Source organism: Nocardia sp. CA-290969, assembly GCF_050936135.1.
Taxonomy (GTDB): domain Bacteria; phylum Actinomycetota; class Actinomycetes; order Mycobacteriales; family Mycobacteriaceae; genus Nocardia.
This window is the reverse complement of the sequence record NZ_JBNJNJ010000001.1, coordinates 2,981,881-3,006,761: the sequence shown is the minus strand read 5'-3', so window position 1 is coordinate 3,006,761 and position 24,881 is coordinate 2,981,881. Positions and strand designations below refer to the sequence as shown.

The 24,881-nt window shown below is 68.6% G+C and carries 12 protein-coding genes; 4 read left to right on the top strand and 8 right to left on the bottom strand.

The window, feature by feature from the left end:
- On the top strand, positions 1–17,046 hold the full coding sequence (locus tag ACQEVO_RS13630; protein ID WP_432912932.1) for an SDR family NAD(P)-dependent oxidoreductase: 17,046 nt from the start codon (positions 1–3) through the stop codon (positions 17,044–17,046).
- Between the two features lie 180 nt (positions 17,047–17,226).
- Here the strand turns inward: ACQEVO_RS13630 and ACQEVO_RS13625 are convergent, their stop codons facing one another.
- The 8 genes from ACQEVO_RS13625 to ACQEVO_RS13590 all read right to left on the bottom strand — a co-directional run bounded on the left by ACQEVO_RS13625 (position 17,227) and on the right by ACQEVO_RS13590 (position 22,135).
- On the bottom strand, positions 17,227–17,541 hold the full coding sequence (locus ACQEVO_RS13625; protein ID WP_432912930.1) for a type VII secretion protein EsxR: 315 nt from the start codon (positions 17,539–17,541) through the stop codon (positions 17,227–17,229).
- 52 nt (positions 17,542–17,593) lie between these two features.
- Positions 17,594–17,923 (bottom strand): WXG100 family type VII secretion target, encoded by a 330-nt coding sequence (locus ACQEVO_RS13620; protein WP_432912928.1) that lies wholly within the window; start codon positions 17,921–17,923, stop codon positions 17,594–17,596.
- Between the two features lie 66 nt (positions 17,924–17,989).
- Positions 17,990–18,778 carry an ESX secretion-associated protein EspG gene (locus ACQEVO_RS13615; protein WP_432912926.1) on the bottom strand — a complete coding sequence of 263 codons (789 nt, stop codon included), beginning with the start codon at positions 18,776–18,778 and terminating at the stop codon, positions 17,990–17,992.
- 25 nt (positions 18,779–18,803) lie between these two features.
- Positions 18,804–19,772: a PPE domain-containing protein gene (locus ACQEVO_RS13610; RefSeq protein WP_432912924.1), complete on the bottom strand. Its 969-nt coding sequence runs from the start codon at positions 19,770–19,772 to the stop codon at positions 18,804–18,806.
- Positions 19,773–19,787: 15 nt separating this feature from the next.
- Complete coding sequence (locus tag ACQEVO_RS13605; protein WP_432912922.1) at positions 19,788–20,084, bottom strand: PE family protein; 297 nt, start codon at positions 20,082–20,084, stop codon at positions 19,788–19,790.
- Positions 20,085–20,096: 12 nt separating this feature from the next.
- Positions 20,097–21,368 carry a hypothetical protein gene (locus ACQEVO_RS13600; RefSeq protein ID WP_432912920.1) on the bottom strand — a complete coding sequence of 424 codons (1,272 nt, stop codon included), beginning with the start codon at positions 21,366–21,368 and terminating at the stop codon, positions 20,097–20,099.
- Positions 21,365–21,682, bottom strand: coding sequence for a hypothetical protein (locus ACQEVO_RS13595; protein WP_432912919.1), 318 nt, complete (start codon positions 21,680–21,682; stop codon positions 21,365–21,367). Before ACQEVO_RS13595 ends, ACQEVO_RS13600 begins: the two co-directional genes overlap by 4 nt.
- Before the next feature lie 126 nt (positions 21,683–21,808).
- Positions 21,809–22,135, bottom strand: coding sequence for a YbaB/EbfC family nucleoid-associated protein (locus tag ACQEVO_RS13590; RefSeq protein WP_432912918.1), 327 nt, complete (start codon positions 22,133–22,135; stop codon positions 21,809–21,811).
- 315 nt (positions 22,136–22,450) lie between these two features.
- On the opposite strand from ACQEVO_RS13590, the gene ACQEVO_RS13585 reads away from it, so the two are divergent.
- From ACQEVO_RS13585 to ACQEVO_RS13575, 3 genes are read left to right on the top strand one after another with little or no spacing between them, the layout of a single operon-like run.
- On the top strand, positions 22,451–23,992 hold the full coding sequence (locus tag ACQEVO_RS13585; RefSeq protein WP_432912916.1) for a hypothetical protein: 1,542 nt from the start codon (positions 22,451–22,453) through the stop codon (positions 23,990–23,992).
- Positions 23,993–24,029: 37 nt separating this feature from the next.
- Complete coding sequence (locus tag ACQEVO_RS13580) at positions 24,030–24,356, top strand: hypothetical protein (protein WP_432912914.1); 327 nt, start codon at positions 24,030–24,032, stop codon at positions 24,354–24,356.
- Positions 24,356–24,877 carry a YbaB/EbfC family nucleoid-associated protein gene (locus ACQEVO_RS13575; protein ID WP_432912912.1) on the top strand — a complete coding sequence of 174 codons (522 nt, stop codon included), beginning with the start codon at positions 24,356–24,358 and terminating at the stop codon, positions 24,875–24,877. The genes ACQEVO_RS13580 and ACQEVO_RS13575 overlap by 1 nt, the downstream gene beginning before the upstream one ends.
- Positions 24,878–24,881 lie beyond the last annotated feature (4 nt).

Genomic DNA, 24,881 nt, shown 5'->3' with positions numbered 1-24,881 from the left:
GTGGCTGATAACGACGAACTCCGTCGATACCTGAAGAAGACAGCCAAGGAGCTGCACGAGACCAAACAGCGGCTACGTGCGCTCACCGATAAACAGACCGAACCCATCGCCATCGTGGGAATGGCGTGCCGCTACCCCGGTGGTGCCCGGACCCCGGACGACCTGTGGCGTCTGGTGGCCGCCGAAACCGACGCGATCGGTGACTATCCCACCGACCGAGGGTGGGATCTGGATCGGCTCCACGATCCGGACCCGAATGTCGCGGGCACGGTATACACCCGCCACGGCGGGTTCCTGGAGTCCATCGGTGATTTCGATGCGGCGTTCTTCGGTATCGGGCCGCGGGAAGCCACCGCGATGGACCCGCAACAGCGGTTCATGCTGGAGACATCCTGGGAGGCGCTGGAAGACGCCGGAATCGATCCGACGGGCCTGCGCGGGAGCCGGACCGGGGTTTTCGCCGGGGTGATCCACCAGTACTACGGGCCGCGGATCGGTTCACCGGCCCTGACCGCCGAAGCGGAGGGGCATCACTATCTCGGCGGTGCAGCCAGCGTGTTGTCCGGCCGGATCGCGCACCTGTTCGGGTTCCAGGGGCCGGCCATATCGGTCGACACGGCGTGTTCGTCGTCCCTGGTGGCCATTCATCTGGCTTGCCAGGCATTGCGACAGGGGGATACGGATCTCGCGCTGGCCGGCGGGGTCACCATCATGTCGGATCCGTCGCTGCCCATCGCCTTTTCGCGGCAGCGGGCCATGTGCGTGGACGGGCGGTGTAAATCGTTCGCGGCCGCGGCCGACGGGACCGGGTTCTCCGAGGGCGTGGGCATGCTGGTGCTGGAACGTCTGTCGGATGCCCAGCGCGCGGGGCACACCGTGCTCGCGGTCGTCCGGGGGAGCGCGGTGAATCAGGATGGGGCGTCGAACGGATTGACGGCGCCCAACGGTCGCGCCCAGGAGCGGGTCATCACGGCGGCCCTGGCGGCCGCCGGTCTGCGGCCCGGCGATGTGGACGCGGTGGAAGCGCACGGCACCGGAACACGACTCGGTGACCCCATCGAGGCGCAGGCGCTGATCGCCACCTACGGGACCGAGCGGGACCAGCCGTTGTGGTTGGGGTCGTTGAAGTCGAATATCGGTCATACTTCCGCGGCGGCCGGTGTCGGCGCCGTGATCAAGATGGTGCAGGCGATGCGGCACGACACCCTGCCCCGAACGCTGCATGTGGACGAGCCGACGCCGTATGTGGATTGGTCGGCCGGCGCGGTGCGATTGCTGGAGGAATCACGGGTTTGGCCGGCGGGCGATCGGGCGAGCAGGGCCGGTATCTCCTCGTTCGGCGCCAGTGGCACCAACGCCCACCTCATTCTCGAGGACGCGCCGGCCACGGCTGCCACGCCGGTGGAGAACCCCCGTACCCGGACCGATCTCGTTCCGCTGATCCTCTCGGCCAAATCGGCCGCGGCGTTGCGAGCACAGGCGAGTCGCTTACACGAATTCCTGGCCGGCGACCCCGGACCTGATCTGTGGGATACGGCGTACTCACTGGTGACCTCGCGAGCGTCCCTGGAGTGGCGCGGCGCGGTGGTGGGCCGAGATCGTGCGGAACTGCTGGCCGGTCTGGCCGAACTGGCCGCCGATTCCCCGGATGCCCTCCGAGCGAAGGTGGAGCTCGGGAAGACCGCTGTGCTCTTCACCGGGCAGGGTGCGCAACGGGCCGGGATGGGGCGGGAGCTCTACGCGGCGTTCCCGGCGTTCGCGGCGGCGTTGGACGAGGTGTGCGCGCGGTTCGATCCCTTGCTCGCGGCGGCGGGTTTCTCGTATCAGGGGACCTTCTCCTTGAAACAGGTGATGTTCGCCGACGACACCGCGGGGCTGCTGGATCGCACGGCGATCACCCAGCCCGCGCTGTTCGCTTTCGAAGTGGCCATGTATCGGCTGTTGGAATCGTTCGGGGTGACCCCGGATTTGCTGGCGGGGCATTCGATCGGTGAGTTGGCTGCCGCGTACGTGGCGGGGGTGTGGTCCCTGCCGGACGCGTGCGCTCTGGTGGCGGCGCGGGGCCGGCTCATGGACGCGTTACCGGCGGGCGGCGCCATGCTGGCGGCCGCGATCGGTGAGGAGCGCGGGCTGGATCTGATCGCCGAGCATCGGGGCCGGGTTTCCCTGGCGGCGGTCAACGATCCGGATTCCCTGGTGTTGTCCGGCGTCGCCCCGGCGATCGACGAAATCGAGCGGCAACTGTCCGGCGCGGGCATCAGGGTGAACCGGCTCCGGGTGTCGCATGCCTTCCACTCGGCACTCATGGAGCCCATGCTGGACGAATTCCGTTCCGTGGCACAAAGTGTCCGGTATGAGACCCCGCAATTGCCCATAGTGTCCACCGTGACGGGTGACCTCCTGGGTGACGAGGCGAAGAACCCGGAGTACTGGACCCGGCAGATTCGGGAATGCGTCCGTTTCGCCACCGGAACGGCGACCTTGGTGAAACTGGGCGCGCGAACCTTCCTCGAGGTGGGCCCGGACGCGGTGCTGACCGCCGCGGCCGGTCGCTGTGTCGACGAGAACTCCGCGGTCGACGAGTCCGGTGTAGCGATGATCGCGACCGCTCACCGGCCGAGGTCCGGGCCCGGCGGGGACCGCGCGCGCGATCCGGGCGAGGGAGATCGATTCGTCGAGGCGCTGGTGCGCATCCAGACGGCCGGTGGCCGGCCGGACTGGGCGCCGTTTTTCCGCGAGCGTGGTTCGCGTCGAATCAAGCTGCCCCTCTACGCATTTCAGCGTCGCCGGTATTGGGCCGATGCGGATGCGGGCGGGCCGTCGGTCCATTCCATGGACCATCCCATTCTCACCGGTGCGGTGGGGTTGGCCGGCACCGACGAGTGGTTGTTCACCGGTCGCTTCTCCCTGCGGACCCACCCATGGGTCGCCGACCATATGTCCTACGGGTCGGTATTGCTGCCGGGGACCGCGCTGGTCGAGTTACTCCTCGCCGCGGCCGCGCGGATCGGCTACGACACGGTCGACGAAGTCTCTTTTCTCGCACCGATGGTTCCGCACGGCGACGACGACGTCGAGATACAGATTCTGGTGCGGCCGTCCGATGATCACGATCAGCGCCGGTTCGAGGTGTATTCCCGCGCCGCGGTCGATGCGGAATGGGTGGAGAATGCGACAGGTTCCCTCGCGGCGGACGCGGGAGGGGATACGGAATCGGTCGCGCGGCTCCGGGCAGAGGAGTGGCCACCATCGGGCGCCGAACCCCTGGACGGCGCCGAATTCGTCGCCCGCCTGGCCGGTGAGATAAGACTGACCTTCGGTCCGGCGTTCACCGGTGTCCGATCCGTATGGCGCCGTGGTGACGAGGTCTTCTCGGAGATCGTTCTGGACACCGACGCGGCCGTGGGGGCGCAACGTTACGACCTGCATCCGGCCCTGTTGGATATGACCCTGCACGCCGGCTTCTCGTCGGTGCTGCGGGACAAGGATCCCGACGACGACGCCGGGTGGGTGCTGTTCCGATGCGAGCGAGCACGTTTCCATCGGGAGGCGTTCGGGGAGCAGTGGCCCAAGGGGACAACCGTCCTGCGCACCGTGGCCGTGCCGAGCGGTCCCGGCAGCATCTCGGTCGCGGCGATGGACCAGGACGGAAACCCCATCATCTCGGTGGATTCCGTAACCATGCGGTCCTATGACCCGCACGAGCTCGGCGCCGGCGCGACCCCGGCGGAAGCGGGGCTGTACGAGCTGCGCTGGGAGTCACTGCCGGCGGCTTCCGAACCCCGGTCCGACCTGGAAACGGCAACCCTCCCGGCGCGTTCCGCCGAGGGATATCCGGAAGCGATCGCGGCGCTCGCCGCCGCCGATCGGGTGCCGGATGTGGTGCTGTGGCGGGCCACCGACCCGGCTGTGGCCGATGACGAGGGCGCCGCCGCACGGGCGACCGCCGCGGTATTGCGCAGCTGGCTGGCCGAAACCCGGTTGGCGCAAACCAAATTAGTGGTTCTGACCGCCGGCGGGGTGACTCTGCCCGAGGAGTCGCCGACCCCGGCGGCCGCCGCGATCTGGGGTATTACGCGTAGCGCCCAAGCCGAGAATCCCGGCCGGTTCGTACTCGTCGACGTGGATCCCGTGGAGCCGCTGGAGGTGGCTCGGATCGCGGCCCTTTCGGGAGGCGGCGAACCACAGCTGGCACTGCGTGGTGAGCGAACGTTGGTCCCGCGACTGACCCCGATGGCCCCGGACGACACCGCGGAGTTCCCGATGCTCGGCGCGGCCACCGCGATCATCACCGGTGGCACCAGCGGTGTGGGAGCGCTGTGCGCGCGTCATCTCGTGGTCGAGCACGGGGTGCGGCGCGTGGTGCTGGTCTCGCGGCGCGGTCCGGCGGCGCCCGGTAGCGCGGAATTACGCACCGAACTGGCCGAATCCGGTGCCGATGTCCGGATCGTCGCCGGTGACGTGGCCGAATGGGAGACGGTGCGTGATCTGGTGGACACCATCGACCCGGCCGCGAAACTGATCGTGGTGCACGCGGCCGGGATCGTGGACGACGCGACCATCGAGACTCTTCGCGCCGGACAGGTGGACCGGGTCTTCGCGCCGAAGGTCCGCGGAGCCCGGCACCTGGATCGGGCGACCCGCGACCGTGACGTTCTGGCCTTCGTGGCCTTTTCCTCCGTCGCCGGCATGGTGGGAGCGGCGGGGCAGGGCAATTACGCGGCGGCGAACGCCGCCCTCGACGCGCTCATGGTTCAGCGGCGTTCGGCGGGGTCGGCGGGAACCTCGCTGGTGTGGGGATTGTGGCACCAGGACATCGGTATGGCCGGCGCCCTGGATCGGGCCGCGCTCGCCCGAATGGAACGCCTGGGTGTGGGGCAATTGTCCGAGGCCGAGGGGATGCGGCTTTTCGACGCGGCGATCGCCCAGGGGGCCGCGGTCCCGGTCGCCTTGCGGCTGGACCCGACCGTGTTGCTGCGGGAGCGGGATATCGCCGCGGTGCCGGTGGTTCTGCGTGGATTCGCCCGCCGTGCCCGGCAGCTGCCCGCCACCGGTGCGGAAGGGGGCCCGGCCGCCGGGGCGTTCGCCGCGCGATTGGCCGGGGCGCCACCGGCCCGGCACGCCGGCATCGCCCTGGACATGGTTCTGGAACAGGCCGCCCGCACCCTCGGATTCGATTCGGCCGGAGATATCCGGCCGGATCAGCGCTTCGGTGATATCGGCTTCGATTCGCTGGGAGCGGTGGATTTCCGGAACAGATTGAGCCGGGTGACCGGGCTGCGATTGCCCTCGAGCCTCGTTTTCGATTACCCCACTCCGGCCGCTGTGGCGACAATGGTGCTCGAACGGATCGAGCCCGGGACCCGGCGCGCCCCCGCGCGGACAGCGCGAGTGGTGCGGACGGACGAACCGATCGCCATTGTAGGTATGGCCTGTCGTTTCCCCGGCGGGGCCGATTCGCCCGAAGAACTCTGGGATCTGCTGGCCGCCGGGACGGACGCGACCGGTGATTACCCCACCGACCGGGGCTGGGATCTGGAACGTATCTTCGATCCGGATCCCGACAACGCCGGAACCGTCTATGCCCGGCGGGCCGGGTTCCTGACCGGTGCAGCTGATTTCGATGCCGATTTCTTCGGCATCGGACCGCGCGAGGCATCCGCCATGGACCCGCAGCAGCGGATCATGCTCGAGGTGTGCTGGGAGGCCCTGGAGGACGCGGGAATCGACCCGCTCTCGCTGCGCGGCAGCGATGCCGGTGTGTTCGCCGGTGCCATCGCTTCGGGGTATGTCGATCAGGTCACCGGTGAGCTGGAGGGGTATCGGCTCACCGGCAACACCACGAGCGTGATCGCCGGTCGAGTCGCCTACACCCTGGGCCTGGAAGGGCCCACGCTGACGGTCGATACGGCCTGTTCCTCTTCGCTGGTGTCCCTGCATCTGGCGTGCCAGGCGCTGCGTCAGGGCGAGTCGTCCCTGGTGCTCGCCGGTGGTGTGAGTATCTTCGGCAGCCCTTATATCAATATCGATTTCGCTCGCCAACGCGGGCTGTCGCCGGATGGCCGGTGCAAATCGTTCTCCGCGGCCGCCGACGGTGTCGCCTTCGCCGAAGGCGCGGGCATGCTGGTGCTCGAGCGGCTGTCCGACGCGCGCCGGCGCGGGCACGACATTCTCGCCGTCGTGCGGGGCTCGGCGGTGAACCAGGACGGTGCCAGCAATGGCCTGACCGCGCCCAACGGTCTCGCACAGGAACGGGTGATCTCGGCGGCGCTGGCCGGCGCCGGCCTGGTCGCTACCGATATCGATGCGGTGGAGGCGCACGGCACCGGTACCACGCTGGGCGATCCCATCGAGGCTCGCGCTCTGATCGCCACCTACGGTCGGGATCGTGCCGAGCGGGCGTTGTTGCTCGGCTCGATCAAATCGAATATCGGCCATACCGGGGCGGCGGCCGGCGTGGCCGGTGTGATCAAGATGGTGCAGGCGCTGCGCCACGAGATGTTGCCGAAAACCCTGCACGCGGAGGAACCGAGTCCGCATATCGACTGGTCGGCAGGGGATGTGCGGCTGCTCACCGAGGCCGGCCCCTGGCAGCGCGGTGACCGGATTCGCCGGGCCGGGGTTTCCTCCTTCGGGCTCAGCGGCACCAATGCCCATCTCATACTCGAAGAGGCACCCGGTGCGCGACCGGCCACCACGGGCGAGGGTGGTGGCAATCCGATTGCTGCCGAGACCGATGTGCTGTCGTGGCACCTGTCCGGGGCCACGGAGGAGTCGTTGCGGCGACAGGCCGGCCGGCTCACGGAATGGGTCCGTGCCCATCCGGCGGCCGATCCGCGGGATATCGCGCACAGCCTGCTACGGCATCGTGCTGATTTGGAGTGGCGCGGCGCGATCGTCGGGCGGGACCGAACGGATCTGCTCACCGGTCTGGCGGCGCTGGTGGATCCGTCCGCTCGGCGGGAAACCGAGAGTGCGGACGTGGTGTCCGCCCGGTCCGCCGTCCGGCGGGTGGCCTTCGTCTTTCCCGGCCAGGGCAGCCAGTGGGCGGGTATGGGAGCCGAGCTGCTCTCTACCGGCGGTATCTTCGCGGAAGCGATCGCCGAGTGTGAGACGGCGCTGGCGCCGTTCGTGGACTGGTCGTTGACGGCGGTGCTGCGCGGTGAGCCGGGGGCGGCGTCACTGGAACGGGTCGACGTGGTGCAACCGGCGCTCTTCGCCATGATGGTGGCGTTGGCCCGGGTATGGCAGGCTGCCGGGGTCGAACCGGAGGTGGTGATCGGCCATTCGCAGGGGGAGATCGCGGCGGCCGTGGTGGCCGGTGGACTGTCCCTGTCGGACGGGGCGCGGGTGGTGGCGCTTCGGTCGCGGATCGTTGCCGCCGAACTCGCCGGCCGCGGTGGGATGGCCTCGGTGAATCTCGATGCGGACGCGGTGGCGCGGCGGCTGGCCGATTTCGGGGATCGGTTGTCGATCGCGGCGGTCAACGGCCCGGGTCAGGTCGTGGTGTCGGGGGAAGCGGCGGCTGTCGGCGAATTCGTGACCGCTTGTGCGGCCGAGGACATCTGGGTGCGGCGGATACCGGTCGATTACGCGTCGCATTCCCGGGCGGTGGAATCGGTCCGGGAGCAGGTCCTGGCCCAGCTGGAGCCGGTGCGCCCGGTGGTGGGTTCGATCCCGTTCCTGTCGACGGTCACCGCGGACCATCTCGAGACGGATGCGCTGACCGCCGGCTACTGGTATCGGGGTCTCCGGGACCGGGTGCGGTTCGCCGAGGGGATAGCGGCGGCCCGAGACTCGGGCATCAACACCTTCATCGAGGTGAGCCCGCATCCGGTTCTGACCATGGGCGTGGAGTTGACCGTCGGTTCGACCGATCAGGTGACCGTGCTGGGAACGCTACGTCGCCATCAGGGGGATATCCGGCGGATCACCGCGGCGTTGGCGGCGGCGCGATGTGCCGGTGTCGGAGTAGACGATCGGGCGCTGACCCCGATCGGCACGCGGGTGCCCTTGCCGACCTACGCCTTCGAGCACAAGCATTACTGGCTGGAACCGGCCGTGGCCGTCGATATGCGCCGGTCCGGTCTGGACGAGACCGGGCATCCCCTGCTCCGCGCCCTGGTTCGCCTGCCGGACTCGGCGAACCTGGTGTTCACCGGACGGTTGTCCGCGGCCGACCAGCCGTGGCTGGCGGATCATGCGGTGGCCGCAACGGTGCTCCTGCCCGGTGCGGCCATGGTCGAACTGGCTCTGCACGCGGGAGCGGTGGCGGACTGCCCGCGAGTGGCGGAATTGGTGATCGAGACGCCGTGCACGCTGCCTCGGGCGGGGGCGGTGGAGTTGCGTGTGGTGGTCGCGGAGCCGGCTGCGGACGGCGCCCGCGAGGTGGCGGTGTATTCCCGTGTGGCCGAGGATGGTCGGACCGCCGAGAATGATCGATCGTGGACGCGCCATTGCGTCGCGACCGTGACAGCGGACTCGGCACCGGCCGCGGCGGACCCCGAGGTGGCAGTCTGGCCGCCCGCCGGTGCCCAGCGTATCGACCTGGAGAACGCCTACACCGGTTTGGCGGAGTCCGGCTATCGGTACGGACCGGCTTTTCAGGGATTGACCGCCCTGTGGCGCCGTGGCGCGGATATTTTCGGCGAGGTCGCCCTGCCGGACTCCGCGCGTGCCCGAGTGGGTGAGTTCGGGATACATCCGGCGCTGCTGGATGCCGCACTGCACACCGTCCTGCTCGATGGTTCGGCGCGCCCGGCGGGCGAGGGCGCGATCGAGGTGCCCTACTCCTGGGCGGATGTCGCACTTTTCGCGACCGGCGCGACCACGGCACGGGTGCATGCGACCCGTTCGCCGGACGGCGTGATCACGGTCGACCTGGCGGATGCGGCGGGATTGCCGGTGGCTCGGGTGGGTGCCCTGGTAGTGCGGCCGCTGTCGCCGGCCGCGCTCGCCGTGCCGACCCGGCGAACGGGCGGTGAGGCTTATGTGGTGAATTGGGTCGAACTACCCCCTCGATCACATACCGATGCCGGCCGCTGGGAGTCGGTCGACGGCACGGAAACCGTCACCCTCGGCAATCGGACGGTGGTCGTCCTAGCTCTCCCCGAACGGCCGGAGAAGCACGATGTTCCCACCGCGACAAGGGAACTCGTCACCACACTCATGTCCCGGGTACGGCAGTTGCTCGACCGTGCCGAGTCCGTGGTCGTCATCGCCCGCCACGCTGTCGCCACACGGTCCGGCGAGCGGGTGGACCCCGCCGTCGCCGCGGCGTGGGGCCTGCTGCGTGTCGCGCGGACCGAGTATCCCGGCCGGGTCCTCGCCGTCGATATCGCGGATCTCGAGGGGTACCGGCACGATGTCGAACTGGCTCTGGCGACAGCGGAGGAGCCGGAGCTCGCCATTCGGAACGGGGTGGCGTACACGCCGCGATTGCAGCGTCACGATGCGCCGGTTCCGGGCAGCGTGAACGTTCTCCTCGGCGAACCCTGGGAGTTGACGACCGGATCGGCCGGCACGCTGGCCGATGAGAATTTCGCCCTCACCCAGAGTTCGGCTGCCGCGGAGCCGCTCGGGCCGGGGCAGGTCCGCGTGGCTGTTCGCGCGGTGGGCCTGAATTTCCGCGATGTCCTGATCACCCTGAATCAGTTCGCCGAGGGGCAGGCCGGGGCGGCCGGTATCGGTTCCGAAGGTGCCGGTGTCGTCCTCGAGGTCGCCGACGATGTGACCGAATTCGCGCCGGGGGACCGGGTTTTCGGTTTCACCTCGGGAATCGGCTCCACATCTGTGACGGACCGGCGGTTGCTCGCTCATATGCCGACCGGCTGGTCCTTCGGGCGAGCGGCCGCCGTGCCTGTGGTATTCGGCACGGCATATTACGGTCTCGTGGACCTGGCTTCGGCGAAGGCGGGGGAGACGCTGCTGCTCCACGCCGCAACCGGTGGTGTCGGTATGGCGGCTATCCAATTGGCCCGCCATCTCGGGCTGCGGCTCCTGGTCACCGCCGGCCGGGGCAAATGGGATGTACTGCGTGCCCTGGAGATCGACGACGACGCGATCGGCGATTCGCGGACCCTGGATTTCGAGAGCCGATTCTCGGCGGCGACTCAGGGGCGCGGCGCGGATATCGTCCTGAACTCGCTGACCGGTGATTTCATCGACGCCTCGCTCCGGCTCCTGCCGCGCGGTGGTCGCTTCATCGAATTGGGTCATACCGACGAACGCGACCCCGGCGAAGTCGCCGCCCGCTACCCGGGCGTGGACTATCGCACGTTCACCCTGTTGAACGAGTCCGCCGACCGCCTCGGTGAGATCCTGACCACCCTCGCCGGGCTTTTCGAGGACGGACATCTCACCTCGATTCCCACCACGCAATGGGACGTACGCCGGGCTCCGGAGGTGTTCCGGTACTTCGGCCAGGCTCGTCATATCGGCAAGAACGTGCTCACCGTCCCGGCCCCGCCGATTCCGGGCGGAACGGTATTGATCACCGGCGGAACCGGTGGGCTGGCAGCTGTGCTGGCCCGGCATCTCATCAGCGAATACGGTGTGCGCGAGCTGATCCTGGCGGGCCGCCGGGGTATGGACGCGCCGGGCGCGGCCGAACTCCGGGCGGAGCTCACCGGCCTGGGAGCACATGTCGAGGTGGTCGCCTGTGACACGGCCGACCGGGCCGCGGTGGACCGGGTGCTGTCGACGATCGCACCGGAGCACCCGCTGACCGGTGTCGTCCATGCTGCAGGCGTATTGTCCGACGCGCTGTTCGCCGATATGACCGACGAGCAGATCCACGCGGTGCTGCGCCCCAAGGTGGACGCCGCGTGGAATCTCCACGAGGCCACCCGGCATCTCGACCTGTCCTTCTTCGTTCTCTACTCCTCACTCGCCGGCGTCATCGGCAGCCCCGGTCAAGCCAACTACGCGGCAGCGAACACCTTCCTGGATGCCCTGGCGCACCAGCGCCACCGGGAGGGACTACCCGCCACCGCCATGGCGTGGGGTCTCTGGCAGCAAGGTACCGAGATGACCGGTGGTGTGGGTGCGGCCGACCTGGCGCGGCTACGGCGTATGGGTTTCCTGCCCGTGGCGGAAGCCGACGGTATGGAGCTCTTCGACGCGGCGCTGGCGTCGGGTGCGCCCGGTCAGGTCACCGTCCGGGTCGACCGGTCCGCGCTCGCCGGGGCAGATCCCGCGGGCCTGCCGGTGGTCATGCGGGGACTCACTCGTCCCGCCCGGCGTCGGGCCGGTGCCGGCGTCCGGGAGGCTTCGGGGTTGGCCGCTCGCCTGGCGGGCTGTTCACCGGCGGAGCGTGAGGAGATCGTGTATTCCGTTGTCCGCGATCAGGCGGCGGCGGTCTTGGGACATGACGACGCCGAATCGATCGCCGTGGACAAACCCTTCAAGGAAATCGGGTTCGACTCCCTGGGCGTGATGGAGTTCCGCAACCGCCTGGCCACTGCCACCGGTCTGTCCTTACCCACCACACTGGTTTTCGACTATCCGACTGTGACCGCCCTGGCGGCCCGGATCCTTTCGCTGGTCGTACCCGAGGAGGCGGCCGCGGCGGCTCGGCAAGTGCGTGCGCTGCCCGGCCCGGCCCGTTCGGTGGCCGACGACCCCATTGCCATCGTCGGGATGAGCTGCCGATACCCCGGAGGGATCGAATCTCCCGGTGATCTGTGGCGAATCCTGACCGAAGGTGCCGACGTCACCGGCGATTTCCCGACGGACCGAGGCTGGGACCTGGAGCGGATCTTCGACCCGGACCCGGACGTCCCGGGCACGATATACAGCAGGCGTGGTGGATTCCTGGCCTCCGCCGGTGATTTCGACGCCTCCTTCTTCGGTATCGGGCCCGCCGAAGCCACCGCGATGGACCCGCAACAGCGGTTGTTCCTGGAAGCCTCGTGGGAGGCGCTGGAACACGCCGGGATCGATCCGCAGATATTGCGGGGTAGTGACACGGGTGTTTTCGCCGGCGCCTGCTACTCGGGCTATTTCGATCAGGTCACCAGCGACGAGCTGGAAGGATTCCGGTTGACCGGCACCTCGTCCAGCGTGGTCTCGGGCCGGGTCGCCTATACCCTCGGCCTGGAGGGGCCTGCGGTGACCGTGGATACGGCCTGCTCGTCGTCGCTGGTTGCCCTGCATCAGGCGTGCCAGGCGTTGCGCAGCGGGGAGACCTCGCTCGCCCTCACCGGCGGTGTGACCGTTTCCGCGAGTCTGCATGTGCACATGGACTTCGCCCGGCAACGTGGTCTCGCGCCCGACGGGCGCTGTAAAGCCTTCTCCGCAGGGGCCGACGGGGTCGGATTCTCGGAGGGTGTCGGCGTGCTGGTCCTGGAGCGGCTGTCCGATGCGCACCGGCTCGGCCACGAGGTCTTGGCGGTGGTCCGGGGCAGCGCGGTCAACCAGGACGGTGCGAGCAACGGACTGACCGCCCCCAACGGCCGCGCACAGGAGCGGGTCATCGCCGCGGCCCTGGCCAACGCCGGGATGACGGCGGCCGAGGTGGACGCGGTGGAGGCCCACGGCACCGGCACGGTGCTCGGCGACCCCATCGAGGCGAACGCCTTGATCGCCGCCTATGGTCGTGACCGGGACGGCGATCCGCTGCGCATCGGGTCGGTCAAATCCAATATCGGACATACGATCGCTGCCGCCGGCGTCGGCGGGGTGATCAAAATGGTTCAGGCGCTGCGCCATCGAACCCTGCCCAAGACCTTGCACGCCGCGGAACCGAGCCCGCACGTGGATTGGTCGGCGGGGTCTGTGCGGGTGCTGACCGAGAACACTCCTTGGCCGGCCGGCGGGCGAATCCGCCGCGCCGGGGTATCGTCCTTCGGGGTCAGCGGCACCAACGCCCATGTGATCATCGAAGAATCGCCGGCTCCCGACCGAGCCGCGCGGCCGGTTTCCGAGGGTGTCACCGCGACGCCGGACGCGGGCCGTGTCGATGCCGTGCCCGTGGTGGTTTCCGCCAAATCGCCGGAGGCATTGCGCGGTCAGGCCGACCGGCTCCGGAACTGGCTGCTCGAGCATCCGGACGCGGATCTGCGGTCGGTGGCCCGGACGCTGCTGGAATCCCGGGCGCGCCTGGATCGGTCGGCAGTGGTGGCCGGACGTGACCGCGATGAAGTGATTGCCGGTTTGACCGCCCTGGTTTCGGGGTCGTCGAGTCCGAACCTTGCCGGCGGTGCCCTGGTGTCCGGGAAGACCGCCTTTCTCTTCACCGGACAGGGCGCGCAACGTCCGGGCATGGGTCGTGAACTCTATGCGTCCTTCCCCGTCTTCGCGGCCGAAGTGGACAGGATCAGCGCCGAATTCGCCGCGTTGGCGGGATCGGTGGACGGTGAATCGGGCACCGGCTCGACGCTGAAAGAGGTCATGTTCGCTGCGGATTCGGCAGCGGTGCTGAACCACACCGAATGGACGCAACCGGCTCTGTTCACCTTCGAGGTGGCGCTGTTCCGGCTGTGGGAGTCCGTGGGCGTCACCGCGGATGTGGTGATCGGGCATTCGATCGGGGAACTGGCCGCCGCCCATGTGGCCGGGGTGTGGTCGCTGACCGACGCATGCGCTGTGGTGTCGGCCCGAAGCCGGCTGATGGGGGCGTTGCCCGAGGGCGGGGCCATGCTGGCGGCCGCGGTGCCGGCCGTGAAGGCAGCGGAGTTGATCGCCGGCTTCGAGGGCAGGCTCTCCCTCGCGGCGGTGAACGATCCCGCGTCAACTGTTCTGTCCGGCGACACCGAGAGTATCGCCGCGATCGAGCGGCAGCTCGTCGCCGCCGGGGTCGAGACCGACCGCCTCCGGGTCAGCCACGCCTTCCACTCGGCGCTCATGGACCCGATGCTCGACGAGTTCCAATCGGTGGCACAGCGAGTGACCTACCACGAGCCGGCGATTCCGCTGGTGTCGAACGTGACCGGAGAATTCGCCACGATCGAACTGACCGAACCCGCGTACTGGGTCCGTCAGGTCCGGTCGGCGGTGCTGTTCGCGCCCGGGATCACGACCCTGATCGATTCCGGCGTACGACGTTTCCTCGAGGTGGGTCCGGATGCCGTCCTGTCGGCGATGACCCGGGGTTGTCTGGCCGAGCGCCCCGAGATCGAGCAGAGTGTGCTGGTGGCCGCCTCCGCCACCCGGCGCGCGGCGGATGAAACGGCCCACTTCGTCCGCACTCTGGGGCAGGCACACGTCACCGGGATGCCGGTCCGCTGGGATGTGGTGTTCACCGGTCATCACGCGGAGCGGGTCTCGTTGCCCACTTACGTTTTCCAGCGCAAGCGGTACTGGCCGCGGCCGGTCGCGCCCACCACGGACAATGCCCTCGGGCACCCACTGCTGACCACCGCGGTGGCGCTCGCGGGCACGGACGAATGGCTGTTCACCGGTCGTCTCTCGCTACGCGAACAGCCCTGGCTGGCAGATCATGTGGTGTCGGGAGCGGTGCTCTTTCCGGGCACCGGGTTCACCGACCTGGCCCTGGCGGTCGGCCGCGAGCTGGGGGCCGAGTTCGTCGAGGAATTGCTCATCGAGGCTCCGTTGCTGCTCTCGGCGACCGCCGCGGTGAATCTGCAGATCGCCGCCCGCCCGGACGAATCGGGGCGGATCGGTGTGGTGATCTATTCTCGTTCGGTGACCGGCGGCGATCCCGGCGCGCCGTCCGAGTGGACGACCCATGCCACCGGAACTCTCACCGAGGCCGCCGAAAACGTGACCGGCCCGCTCGAACCGGAGTGGCCGCCGATCGGCGCCGAGGCGTCCGACACCGAGGTGCTGTACGACCGGCTGGCGGTGCACGGCTTCGGGTACGGCCCGGCGTTCCAAGGAGTGACCGCGTGCTGGACCCGCGGTCAAGAAGTGTTCGCCGAGGTTTCACTGGACGAAACAGCTGGTGGCGCAGGGGGATTCGGGGTGCACCCGGCACTCCTGGATGCCTGCCTGCACGCCGGTGTCGACCTGCTCTCCGAGGGGCTGCCCGCCGGACAGGTGCCCCTGCCGTTCTCGTTCGCCGGGGTGCGTCTGCGGCAACGCGGCGCCGTGGCCGTTCGTGCACGCGTGCGCCGATACGAGGGCGGCCGAGCGAGTGTCGAACTCGTCGACACCGCGGGCGCGCCCGTGCTGACCATCGAGACGATCGCCCTGCGCGGCATAGATCCCGCGGCGCTACCCGTGTCCGGCCCGGTGTCCCCGCACACCCCCCTGGTCATGCGCTGGATACCCGGTGTCCCCGCCCACTCCGCCGTCTCGGCCGCCACTCTGGCCACCTGGGGATCGGTGCGCGTGCCCGGTATCGACGACCACTACGCGGATCTCGGGAAACTCGTCGCCGCCGAGACCACGCCCGACGTGATCGTCTGGTCTCCCGGTGCGGATGTCACCTCGGTGCGCGATGCCGTTCATGCCGCATGGCACGGGCTGAGGTCATGGTTGGCCGAGGAACGCCTGGCCGATACCCGCCTGGTGATCGCGACCCGGCGGGCGAGCGGCCGCCACGGAGAACCGGCGGACCCGGCAGCCGCCGCAATCGCGGGAATGGCGCACAGTGCCGCAGCGGAATCTCCCGATCGGATCGTCGTAGTCGACCATGACGGGGAACTCCACGCCGATCTGGTGCACGGCCTGCTCGCGTCGAATCAGCCGCGTGTCATGGTGCGTGATTCCCATATCTTCGTGCCGCGACTTGTCCACGGCGCACCCGAGAAGTCACGTCCGGCGCCGGTCGGTGCGCTCGGCGACGGTACCGTGCTCATCACAGGCGGCACCGCGGGTCTGGGGGCGGTTCTGGCCCGGCATCTGGTCCGGGTGCACGGGGTCGGACATCTGCTGCTGGTTTCCCGGCGTGGCGCGGCCACGGACGGTGTCACCGAACTGGTCGCCGAATTGGCTGCGCTGGGAGCCGACACCAGTGTCGCGGCATGTGATGTCGCGGACCGGTCCGCCGTCGCCGCGCTGCTCGCCACGATCGGCGACGACCATCCCCTGACCGCCGTGATCCACGCTGCCGGAGTGCTCGACGACGCCACGATCACGGCCCTGACCCCCGACAAGATCGACCGCGTCCTCGCGCCCAAGGTCGCCGGTGCCCAGAATCTCCACGAACTCACCCGGGGGCACGATCTCGCGGCGTTCATCCTGTTCTCCTCGGTGGCCGCGACCATCGGTTCCCCTGGACAGGGCAACTATTCGGCGGCCAACGCGTTCCTGGACGCCCTCGCCCACACCCGGCGTGCCGAAGGTTTGCCGGCGCTGTCCCTCGCCTGGGGGCCCTGGAACCAGACCACCGGCATGACCGGTGATCTGGATCAGGCCGCGATCAGCCGGGTAGAACGGATGGGAATGCGGATGCTCGACGAGCATTCCGGACCGGCTCTCTTCGATGCGGCACTCGGTTCCGCCGAACCCGTGGTCATCGCGGCCGAGTTCGAGACCACGACGCTGCTCGCGCGGGCGGCCGACAGGGCACTCCCCGAGCTGCTCACCGACCTGGTGCCCGCCAGAACCCGCCGGATGCCTGCGGGGCCGGCCGGTGGCCGGCTGCTGGCCGAACTCGCCGCCGCACCCGAGGACAAGCGGGAGACCTTGGCGCTCACCCGGACCCGGGAACATATCGCGGCGGTGCTGGGGCTGCCCGCGGGCGGTGCGCTCCACGCCGAGACGGCGTTCAGCGAATTGGGTCTCGATTCCCTCAGCGCCATCGAACTGCGCAACCGCCTCTCCTCCGCGACCGGTATGCGACTGCCCGCCACCCTGGTCTTCGACTATCCGACCGCCGCCGCACTGGCCGGATTCCTGCTGTCGAAGATCCCCGTCGCCTCCGCGACCTCGGCGGTCGACGAGCAGCTGGCCGCTCTCCGGGCATTCCTGGCGGCGCCGCCCTCGCGCGCCGAGCGGGAGCGGCTCACGGCGGGGTTGCACGAACTCCTGGCCGAGGCCCGGGTGGCCGCGGGACCCGCGGTTACTCAGGAGGAGGTCGAGAACGCGAGTCTGGAGGACCTGTTCAAGATCATCGACCAGCAGCACGAGGGGCCGTAGCGGCGGGCGGGGAACGGCTCGATGCCCCGTCCGGTCGAGGCGGCGTCCACATGGGAAACCGCCTCAACCGATACGGGCCTCGGTCTTCACCTTGCTCGCGTACGCCGGGTGATCGACCCGTAGCGATCGCCGGGCCACCGCCTGCCCTACGTGCGGGTGGTGGCCATGGCAACCCGGCCGTCAGGCGAACGCGTTGAAACCGTTGTAGATCTGCTTGTCGTTGTCCAACGCGCGTTGCAGCGCCTCCTCGACCGCGATGGCGAGCTGATCGAGCTTGTGCAGGGTGTCCTCGAGCTCGGTGTTCACCTTGCTGTATGCCGCGGTGAACCCCTCCTGCGCGCCCGCGCTGGCCATGGCCGCGAGGAAGTCGTTCTTGGCGGTTTCGAGGGCCGTGATCTCACCCTGAATCTTGCTGCCCTGGGTCTTCAGCGCGTCGAACAGCGCATCCATCGTGGGCTTGTCGTAGAGGATGCGATCTTCTGGATTGCCGCTCATTGTCCAAATTCCTTCTCAGTCGAGCAGATAGGTGAAAAGCCGCCGGGGCGGATCAGAGGGTGGTGTAGCCACCGCTGGAGCTGGAGTAGCCCCCGCCGGGGATGAAGGAGTCCTCGTCCATGTTCAGGATCGACTTGGTGGCATCCTCGGTGGCCCTGGTCAGCTCCTCCAGCGTCCGGTTGAGCTTGTCGGACTCATCGCTCCACGCCTGCGAGGAGGTGACGAACGACGCGCTCGCGTTACCCTTCCAGCCCGCGCGGGCTTCATCGCTGGCCGAGTCCACGGCGTGCACCGACAGCCGCAAGTTCTCGATGGCCTGGTACATCGCGCCCGTGGCCTTCGTGACCAGCGGGATATCGAGATCAGTACCTACTGTTGTCATTATCGGGATCCTTTCGTGAGGTTGTATTTCCGTCGAGATCCAACGATCTCGGGCCGAGTCGGTGGTCTAGGACATCCACCCCCCAACAGGTAGCGAGTGGACGACGGCGGATACCGCCTCGGCGATCCGGTGGTCGGAGCCCGGTGTGAAGGTCGACCAGACCTGTTGGTCGGGCGAAACGCCGGGGCCGGCAACCAACCGGCCGCGCTCGGTGTCGTACACCACGACCGCTCCTGCGGATCGGTGGGTGACACCGTCGTCATGTGTGTAGGCGACGATTTCGGAGTACGCGGTACAGGTGGACAGGGCGAGACCGAACTCGATCGCTGTCCGTTCCTCGACGCCCAGCTCGTACAGCGCCTGGGTGTACCCGCTGGAGTCGGTGGCACCGTCGAGGCGCTCCCGCAACGCTGCCGCCGGCGCACTGAAACTCGTTGTCGCCGCGGGTGGGCAGGTCCCGAGCGCTTCCAGCAGTGGGCGCGCCAACGTCGCGCCCGTCGCATCGGCCCACGTCGTTCGCACGTCGAAGGTGTCACCGTCCCTAATGGCCGCCGCATGCCGATCGCCGCGGCGGGCCAGGCACGCCCGCCGGACTCCCACCCCGGTGTGGATCCGGGCCACCAGTTCACGCTCCGGCTGCGCCAGCACATGCAGGGCCGCGGCCAGCTCGGTGTCGACGTCGCCGTAGCCGTCCACCAGACCCGACCTGCGCAGTCCGGCGAGTGCCTCGTTCTGTGCGGCAGCCCAGGCGGCAGCCGAATCCTGCTGGGGCCCCACCGCGAGTACCAGCGGAAGAGTTTGCACATCCAGCAGGCCCGTCACGGCCAGCAGGCCGTCATTGGTCAGTGTCGCCATCTCGTCCCCCTCGGTAAGTGCCGCGTCACGACGCCCCCGATGCCGGGACCGGACGGGAGGTCTCGGCGGCGCCCAGCACCGGTGGTGCCGCCTGGATCCCGGCATCGATCTCCATCGCCGCATCGGTGTCCTCGTCGATGACGCCGGCCCGGCCGGGGCGGTCGGCGCCGGCCAGGGCGGATGACGGGCTCATCCCGGCGGGGAGCATCGGAGTCCCCGCCGGCTGCGCGGCCGCGGGTGAGGACTGCACCGGTACCGTCGCGGGTGCGGCAGCCGTGAGTGTCTTCGCCTGATAGGGAGACAGGGCCCGCGGCGCTCGAGGCATACCGGAACCCGCACCCATGGTCGCGGCCGAAAGCGCAGCGGATACCGGCAGCGTCGTCCCGGATACCGGAGGCGCCGCACTACTACGCTCGGCTGCCCACGCTGTACTCGACACGATTTCCGGTGGCTGCGCCTGCTGCCACGGCTCGGCCAGCGTCGCAGACGCCGATTCGTAACTGTGCATGACCCGGGCCGCGTTCGCCTTGGCGAGGTGCTGTTCGGCATCGGTATCGGCGACTGTCGCGACCAGTGGCGCGCCGAGCGCGGCCCCTACCTGTTCGAGACTCCGTATCGTCGCTGTCAGGGCCGCGATATCGGCCGTATGTGGCATGGCCAGACCGGCCACCTCGTACGCGACTGCCTGTCCACCGGCGAGCGCGGCGTTCCGCCCGGCGGCCGCGGCGGCATCGACCAGCCAGTGCCGCAGCGTCGTGAACCGGTCGATCGCGGGACCGCTCTCGGTCGATCGCCACGCCTCCCGCATCCGGGCCATGATCCGGTCGTATTCGAGCACTGCCGCGCCGAATTCCGCGGCCAGCCGCGACCATGCGGCTGCCGCATCGGTCATGGGCCGCGCACCGGGACCGGTGGTCAGATCGTGGGCGAGTTTCTCCGCGGGCCGGGCCGCCCAGATCACGCCGGTGAAACCGGGTATCGGTGGTTCGATCATCGCTGTGCTCCGCCGCTAGATCGCTGTCCTGAAGCCGCCGGCATTGCCCTCGTCCATCCGGACCAGCTGATCGGTCTGCGCACGCAGCGCCGCGGCCAGTTTCCGGATCTCGTGGACACCGCGGGTGGTGGAATCGTCGTAGGAGGTGGCCACGGCCCGCAGGGTGTCCGCCGCGCGGACCGACACCTCGTCCATACCGGCCGGTTCGACAGCCAGGGCCGGCAGATTCACCCGTAGTGCGTCTTCCAGCCGTGCGGCCAGGGCGTCCAGTTCGGTGCCGGCCTGCCGGACCTGAGGTGGATCGAATTCCATGCCGATCTCCTGTCAGAGAGTCAGTGGTTTATCCGGCGAATCGCCGCTCAGCGGTACGGACACCCGCTCGGCCGTGCCGACAACCGGCAGCGACGCCCCGTCCATCGGGCCGACGACCTCATTGCCGTGCGCTGCGTTGACGAGATGGTCGCGCGTGCCGTCCGCCGTCGACGACTCACTGCCCCGGGGGAGCCCGGCAGCGCCCAGACCCCCGCCCATCGGGAGGGCTCCGCCCACGGTGCGGGAGGCACTGCTGCTCATCACGGAAGCCGGTGAGCTGCCGGGGCTTCCGGCGCTCGCACCGGCATTGCCGCCGGCGCGCGTTCCCGGCCACGGTGCCAACGGTTGCGCGGGCGTTCCCGCGATTCCACCGCCGCCCACGATTCCACCGCCACCCGCGAGAGCGGCCGCGGGCACGCCTGCGCCACCGATCCGGGCAGCCGAATCCGCACGGTCTCCGTCGGCGATCGGCTTCACCGGGTTCAGGGTTTCCTGAAGCTTGGCGACGGATTGCGCTCCGGTGGACACCGCACCCACCACGGACGGCACGATCTGGATCAGCTGCGAAACGATCTGCAGCGGATCCACACCGGTCGGCGCGTTCGTCACCGGTACTTTCTCGCCGGTCGCCATCATCTTCGTGCTCTCCACACCCAATTCGGTGCGGGTCTTCGCAATGATCAGGGTGGCTTCCGCGAGGGTTTCGGTGGTCGCCGCCAGCAGGAACACCTGTCCGGCCCCGGTCGCCAGGAACGGACCGGCGGCGACGACAGAGGCCAGGTAGCGTGCCACAACCGCCGCCATCGCGGTGGCGCCCGTGAAGACCGACGTTGTCGCGGCAGCCGTACCGGCCGCGGTGCCGGCGCTCTGACCCGCTATCGCCACGCCGTCACGCTGTGCCGCGGTGGACTTGTTCGCTGCCGACGTCGCACCCATGCCCTGCCACAACGCCATCGCGGTCTGCACCGCGGACGCGCCCAGCTGCATCACGGTCTGCAGGACGGTGGAGATCTGCGAGAACACCTCGGACGGATCGCGATCCGCTGCGCCGGCGAACTGCCCGGTACCGAAGCTGTCGGCCAGATCGGTGATCGGCTTCGCGATCAGCGAGAGGTCCAGGGCCGGCAGCGGCGGTAGTTCCGGCAGCGGAATCTGTGCGGGCAACTGCGGCAGCGGTCCGAGACCCATATCGGCGAGAACCGCATTGACCGGGCGGTCCAACGCGGGGCCGGCCGCGCTCCGGCGCAGCAGTTCGAGCACGGTCTCGTCGATCGGTCCGCTCATACCGTTCTGCCGATCGCGCCGAATTCGGCGGCCGAGGCCTCCTCGGTCAGTTCGTAGGCGGTAGCGCCCTCGTAGGAGGTCAGCGCTGTCGCGGCATGGACGCCGGCCAGCTCGTTGACCGACCTGAGATTGTTGGCTTGCGCGTAGGCGAAAGCGGCCAGGAAATCCTGACCGATCAGGCCGAACACCGGGATCGCGGCCGCGATGAGCGCGGCCTGGTTCACTGCTCCGGCCGCCGCTGTCTCCACTGCTAGAGCAGCCGAAGCATCGCCGAACGTACGCACAACATGGGATTCCGCCACAAGATCAGTCATTTGAACGCCTAGGGGCCGGGAATTGATATTCTCGCCGATAAACGTATCCAGTCCTGGTGCGTGCCGATTACCGGGAACTTGCCGCTGATGGGAAGTTCCGTGCCTTGGGGCGGGATCGTGAACCGGTCAGTGGCCGGAGTCGTACCCCGGCATCGACTCGGCGAGTTCGGTATTGAAGGCCTCGACCAGTTCACCGCGCCGGGTGATCGCGAGATGGGCGGCCCGCCCGGCGGTCGCCACCACCACCGATTCGAACTCACTCGGCGACATTGCCGAAATCGCCGGTGCGAGAACGAGATCGCACAGTGCGCCGTTGCCGTCGACCTCGGCGGTCACGGTGCCGTCGGGTGAGGTTTCACGCACCCGGATCGCGGCGAGCCGGTCCGCCAGGTCGTGCATCAGGTTCAGCTGGCGGTGCACCCGCGCCTCCAGTGCATCCATTGCCTCGCTCATATCGACCTCGGCCGGCGCTGCGGTTCGAAATCGTTTTCCGTTTCCGTAGTCATGGCACCTCAGGTCACTCGTCGTAGGCGCGCATAATACGGCCGGCCGGAGCCGGTCCTGTCTCAGTATCGCCACTGGCGGGAATGGTGAAGCCTACCCGTGTAAAGGGCCGTGGTGAGTTTCCCGTGTCCGTTGTGAGCTGCTTCCGTCATTGTCGGCAGTTTGTTTCCCGATTCTGGGAAATCGGCTTTCAAGGGTGCTGGAAGTATTTCCGCTACCGCGTGGACGGGTGACGCGGTCGGTAGCAGATCGAACTGTGAGCGAGTGGGCAACGTGAGCGACAAGGATCCGGAACAGCCGGAGAGCGTGGACGAGCAGTCGCCGGATATCGGTTTCCGGCTCGCCTCGCCCGATGCGGGTTCTGCCGTCACCCCGCCCGGCGATACCGCCCGTCTCGATGCCCGCAACGACTCCCGTACCGGCTCAACGGCCGACCAGGCCGCTGCTCGCGAAATCGCCTCCGCTTTACGCGTTTCCGGCCCACCGGACTGGCAGGAGATGGAAGCGGTGTTCGCGGTGACCACCACCGCGGTGTTCGCGGAGGTGCGGTACACCGAAGGCACACGTTCCGTGCGGGTCCAACCCGCGCCGGAGGTGCTCGAGCAGGTGCGCAGCCAGCGCGCCCTGGCCGCCGAATCCGCCGAGGGGCCGTGGTGGCGGATGCTGGTGCGCGCGGATGCCGCGGGCGGACTCGCTATCGATTACGACTTCGGTGCCGAGCCGTTCCCGGAGGGGCAGCTTTTCGAACCCGAGGCGTACCGACTGGACCTCGACGAGTATCCGCGGGAATCGTTACCGGTCTGGCTGGCCGCTTATATCTCGCACGATGACCGGCAGTCGCGGACCCCGCAGCAGGCGGCCCGGGCGGCACGCGCCGACCGGAAGGCCGGAGTCTGGCCGGATGTGGCCGCCGGTGAATTCCCGGCCTTTCCGCAGCTGTGGGCCCGCTGGGCCTGTCTGGCGGCGGGTTTCGTGGCGGTCCGGTCGGAGTGGGGGCCACGAGTCGCGCCGGCGATGGGCTGGTTCGAGAGTTCACGCCGCGGCGGGTCGACGCTGTTTTCGCTGCCCGGTGGCCGGGCCGTGCTCTCCGGCGGGGTCTGGAATGCGCCGGCACTGGACGCCACCTACAACGAGGACGCTCCGATGCCGGAATTCTTCGCCGGCGCTCCCGGCTGGGTGGCCAATCCGGTGCTGAATCCACGCGCCGGGACCGGGTTGCTGTCGTTCGTCTATTGGTGGGAGGCCGGTCGCTGGTATCGGGGGGAGTCTCCGGATGCCGAGGACTGCGCCACGGCGGTGCCCGGAGTCTGGACGGCGGATACGGTGGCCGGGCTGCTGGCCGGATTGGCGGCGAACCCGCCCACGGCGAAGACCCGGGCCGCGGCGTCGGCACTGGTCGAGGCGGCCGAACTCGGGCTGGCCACACGCGATACCGTGACCGCCCTGTTCGACGAGGACATCTTCGATGTCGACGCAGCGGTCTATCAGCTCGACACCGCCGGTGTGCTGACCGCACTTCCGGTAGAGATGTCCGAGGAAGAAGCGGTGCACCGGGTGCGGACCTATATCGAGAGCCGGGGTCTGGATACCACCGGATATCCCCTGGACGAATTGATCGGGGAGCGCATCAACTGCGGATGGATGGTCTATGTGCCGGTTCCGCAGGGGGAGATGGCGATCGGGCGGGCGATTTTCTATGTGGCCGATGATGGGGTGCTCGAGCATTCCTCCTCGTCGGTGGCGCCTGCAGTGTTCGCGAGCGGTTTCGAGCAGCGTTTCCACGAACGGCGTGGGACGGCGGTATGAGTGCAGGGAAATGCTCCGGCGAGGGTGAGGATCGGTGATGGCGAAAAGAGTCGAAGTCGACCCGGCGTTGCTCGATAACGCGGCGAAATTGGTTGCCGAGATCGGCCAGAATCTGGCGGCGGCCCGCGACAAGGCGAACAGCGTTATGGAACACACCGACATAGCGTGTGGTACCGACCGTTTCGGTCAGGAGTTCGCCGGTGGTCTTCAGGGTTTCCGGAGTCAGGGGGAAGCGGCCGCGGACAAGTTGAACCGGATTGCGGAAATCGTCACCGGGCTCGCCGAGGATATGGGGGTGGGCCGCGGTGCGGCGCAGGCGCATATCGATACGGATGAATCGTCGAGCAGGCGGTTCGGGCGGTAGTGGTGATATCCGGTAACCATGCGGAGGAAGCCGCCGCTGCGTATGAGAGTTTGCAGCGGCAACTGGCGTTGATCGCCGAGGCGCAGCGGCAGCGGGTGCGGTTGACCGCGACGGTATCGGTGCGTGAGGGCCGGGTGACGGCCACGGTCAATGCCGATGGGTTGTTGGTCGAGACGATATTCGCCGACGATATCGATGAATTGAGTTATGCGGAGATCGCGGCGGCGGTAACGGAGGCGACGCAGCTGGCGGCCGCCGAGGTCGCGCGGAAGAACGCGGAATTGATTGCGCCGCTGAAGGGTGAGCGGGAGCAGCGGCCGAAACTGTCGGAGATCGTGCCCGGCCTGCCCGATATCGAGGCGATGATGCCGGTGGAGCCTGCGGTGCCGACAGTTCTTCCCGACCCGGAGGATGCCGAGGTGGCCGCCGACCCGGTGCTGGTCTTCGAGAATGTGGAGGAGGTCGACCGGGCCGAGGGCCGTGGTCGGAGCGATCCTCCGATTCTCGGTTCCACTTGGTGATCTG

Coding starts and splice junctions, on each gene's coding strand:
- ACQEVO_RS13625 (WP_432912930.1), bottom strand. CDS start 17,541: ATGAGCGGCAATCCAGAAGATCGCATCCTCTACGACAAGCCCACGATG.
- ACQEVO_RS13620 (WP_432912928.1), bottom strand. CDS start 17,923: ATGACAACAGTAGGTACTGATCTCGATATCCCGCTGGTCACGAAGGCC.
- ACQEVO_RS13615 (WP_432912926.1), bottom strand. CDS start 18,778: ATGGCGACACTGACCAATGACGGCCTGCTGGCCGTGACGGGCCTGCTG.
- ACQEVO_RS13610 (WP_432912924.1), bottom strand. CDS start 19,772: ATGATCGAACCACCGATACCCGGTTTCACCGGCGTGATCTGGGCGGCC.
- ACQEVO_RS13605 (WP_432912922.1), bottom strand. CDS start 20,084: ATGGAATTCGATCCACCTCAGGTCCGGCAGGCCGGCACCGAACTGGAC.
- ACQEVO_RS13600 (WP_432912920.1), bottom strand. CDS start 21,368: ATGAGCGGACCGATCGACGAGACCGTGCTCGAACTGCTGCGCCGGAGC.
- ACQEVO_RS13595 (WP_432912919.1), bottom strand. CDS start 21,682: ATGACTGATCTTGTGGCGGAATCCCATGTTGTGCGTACGTTCGGCGAT.
- ACQEVO_RS13590 (WP_432912918.1), bottom strand. CDS start 22,135: ATGAGCGAGGCAATGGATGCACTGGAGGCGCGGGTGCACCGCCAGCTG.
- ACQEVO_RS13580 (WP_432912914.1), top strand. CDS start 24,030: ATGGCGAAAAGAGTCGAAGTCGACCCGGCGTTGCTCGATAACGCGGCG.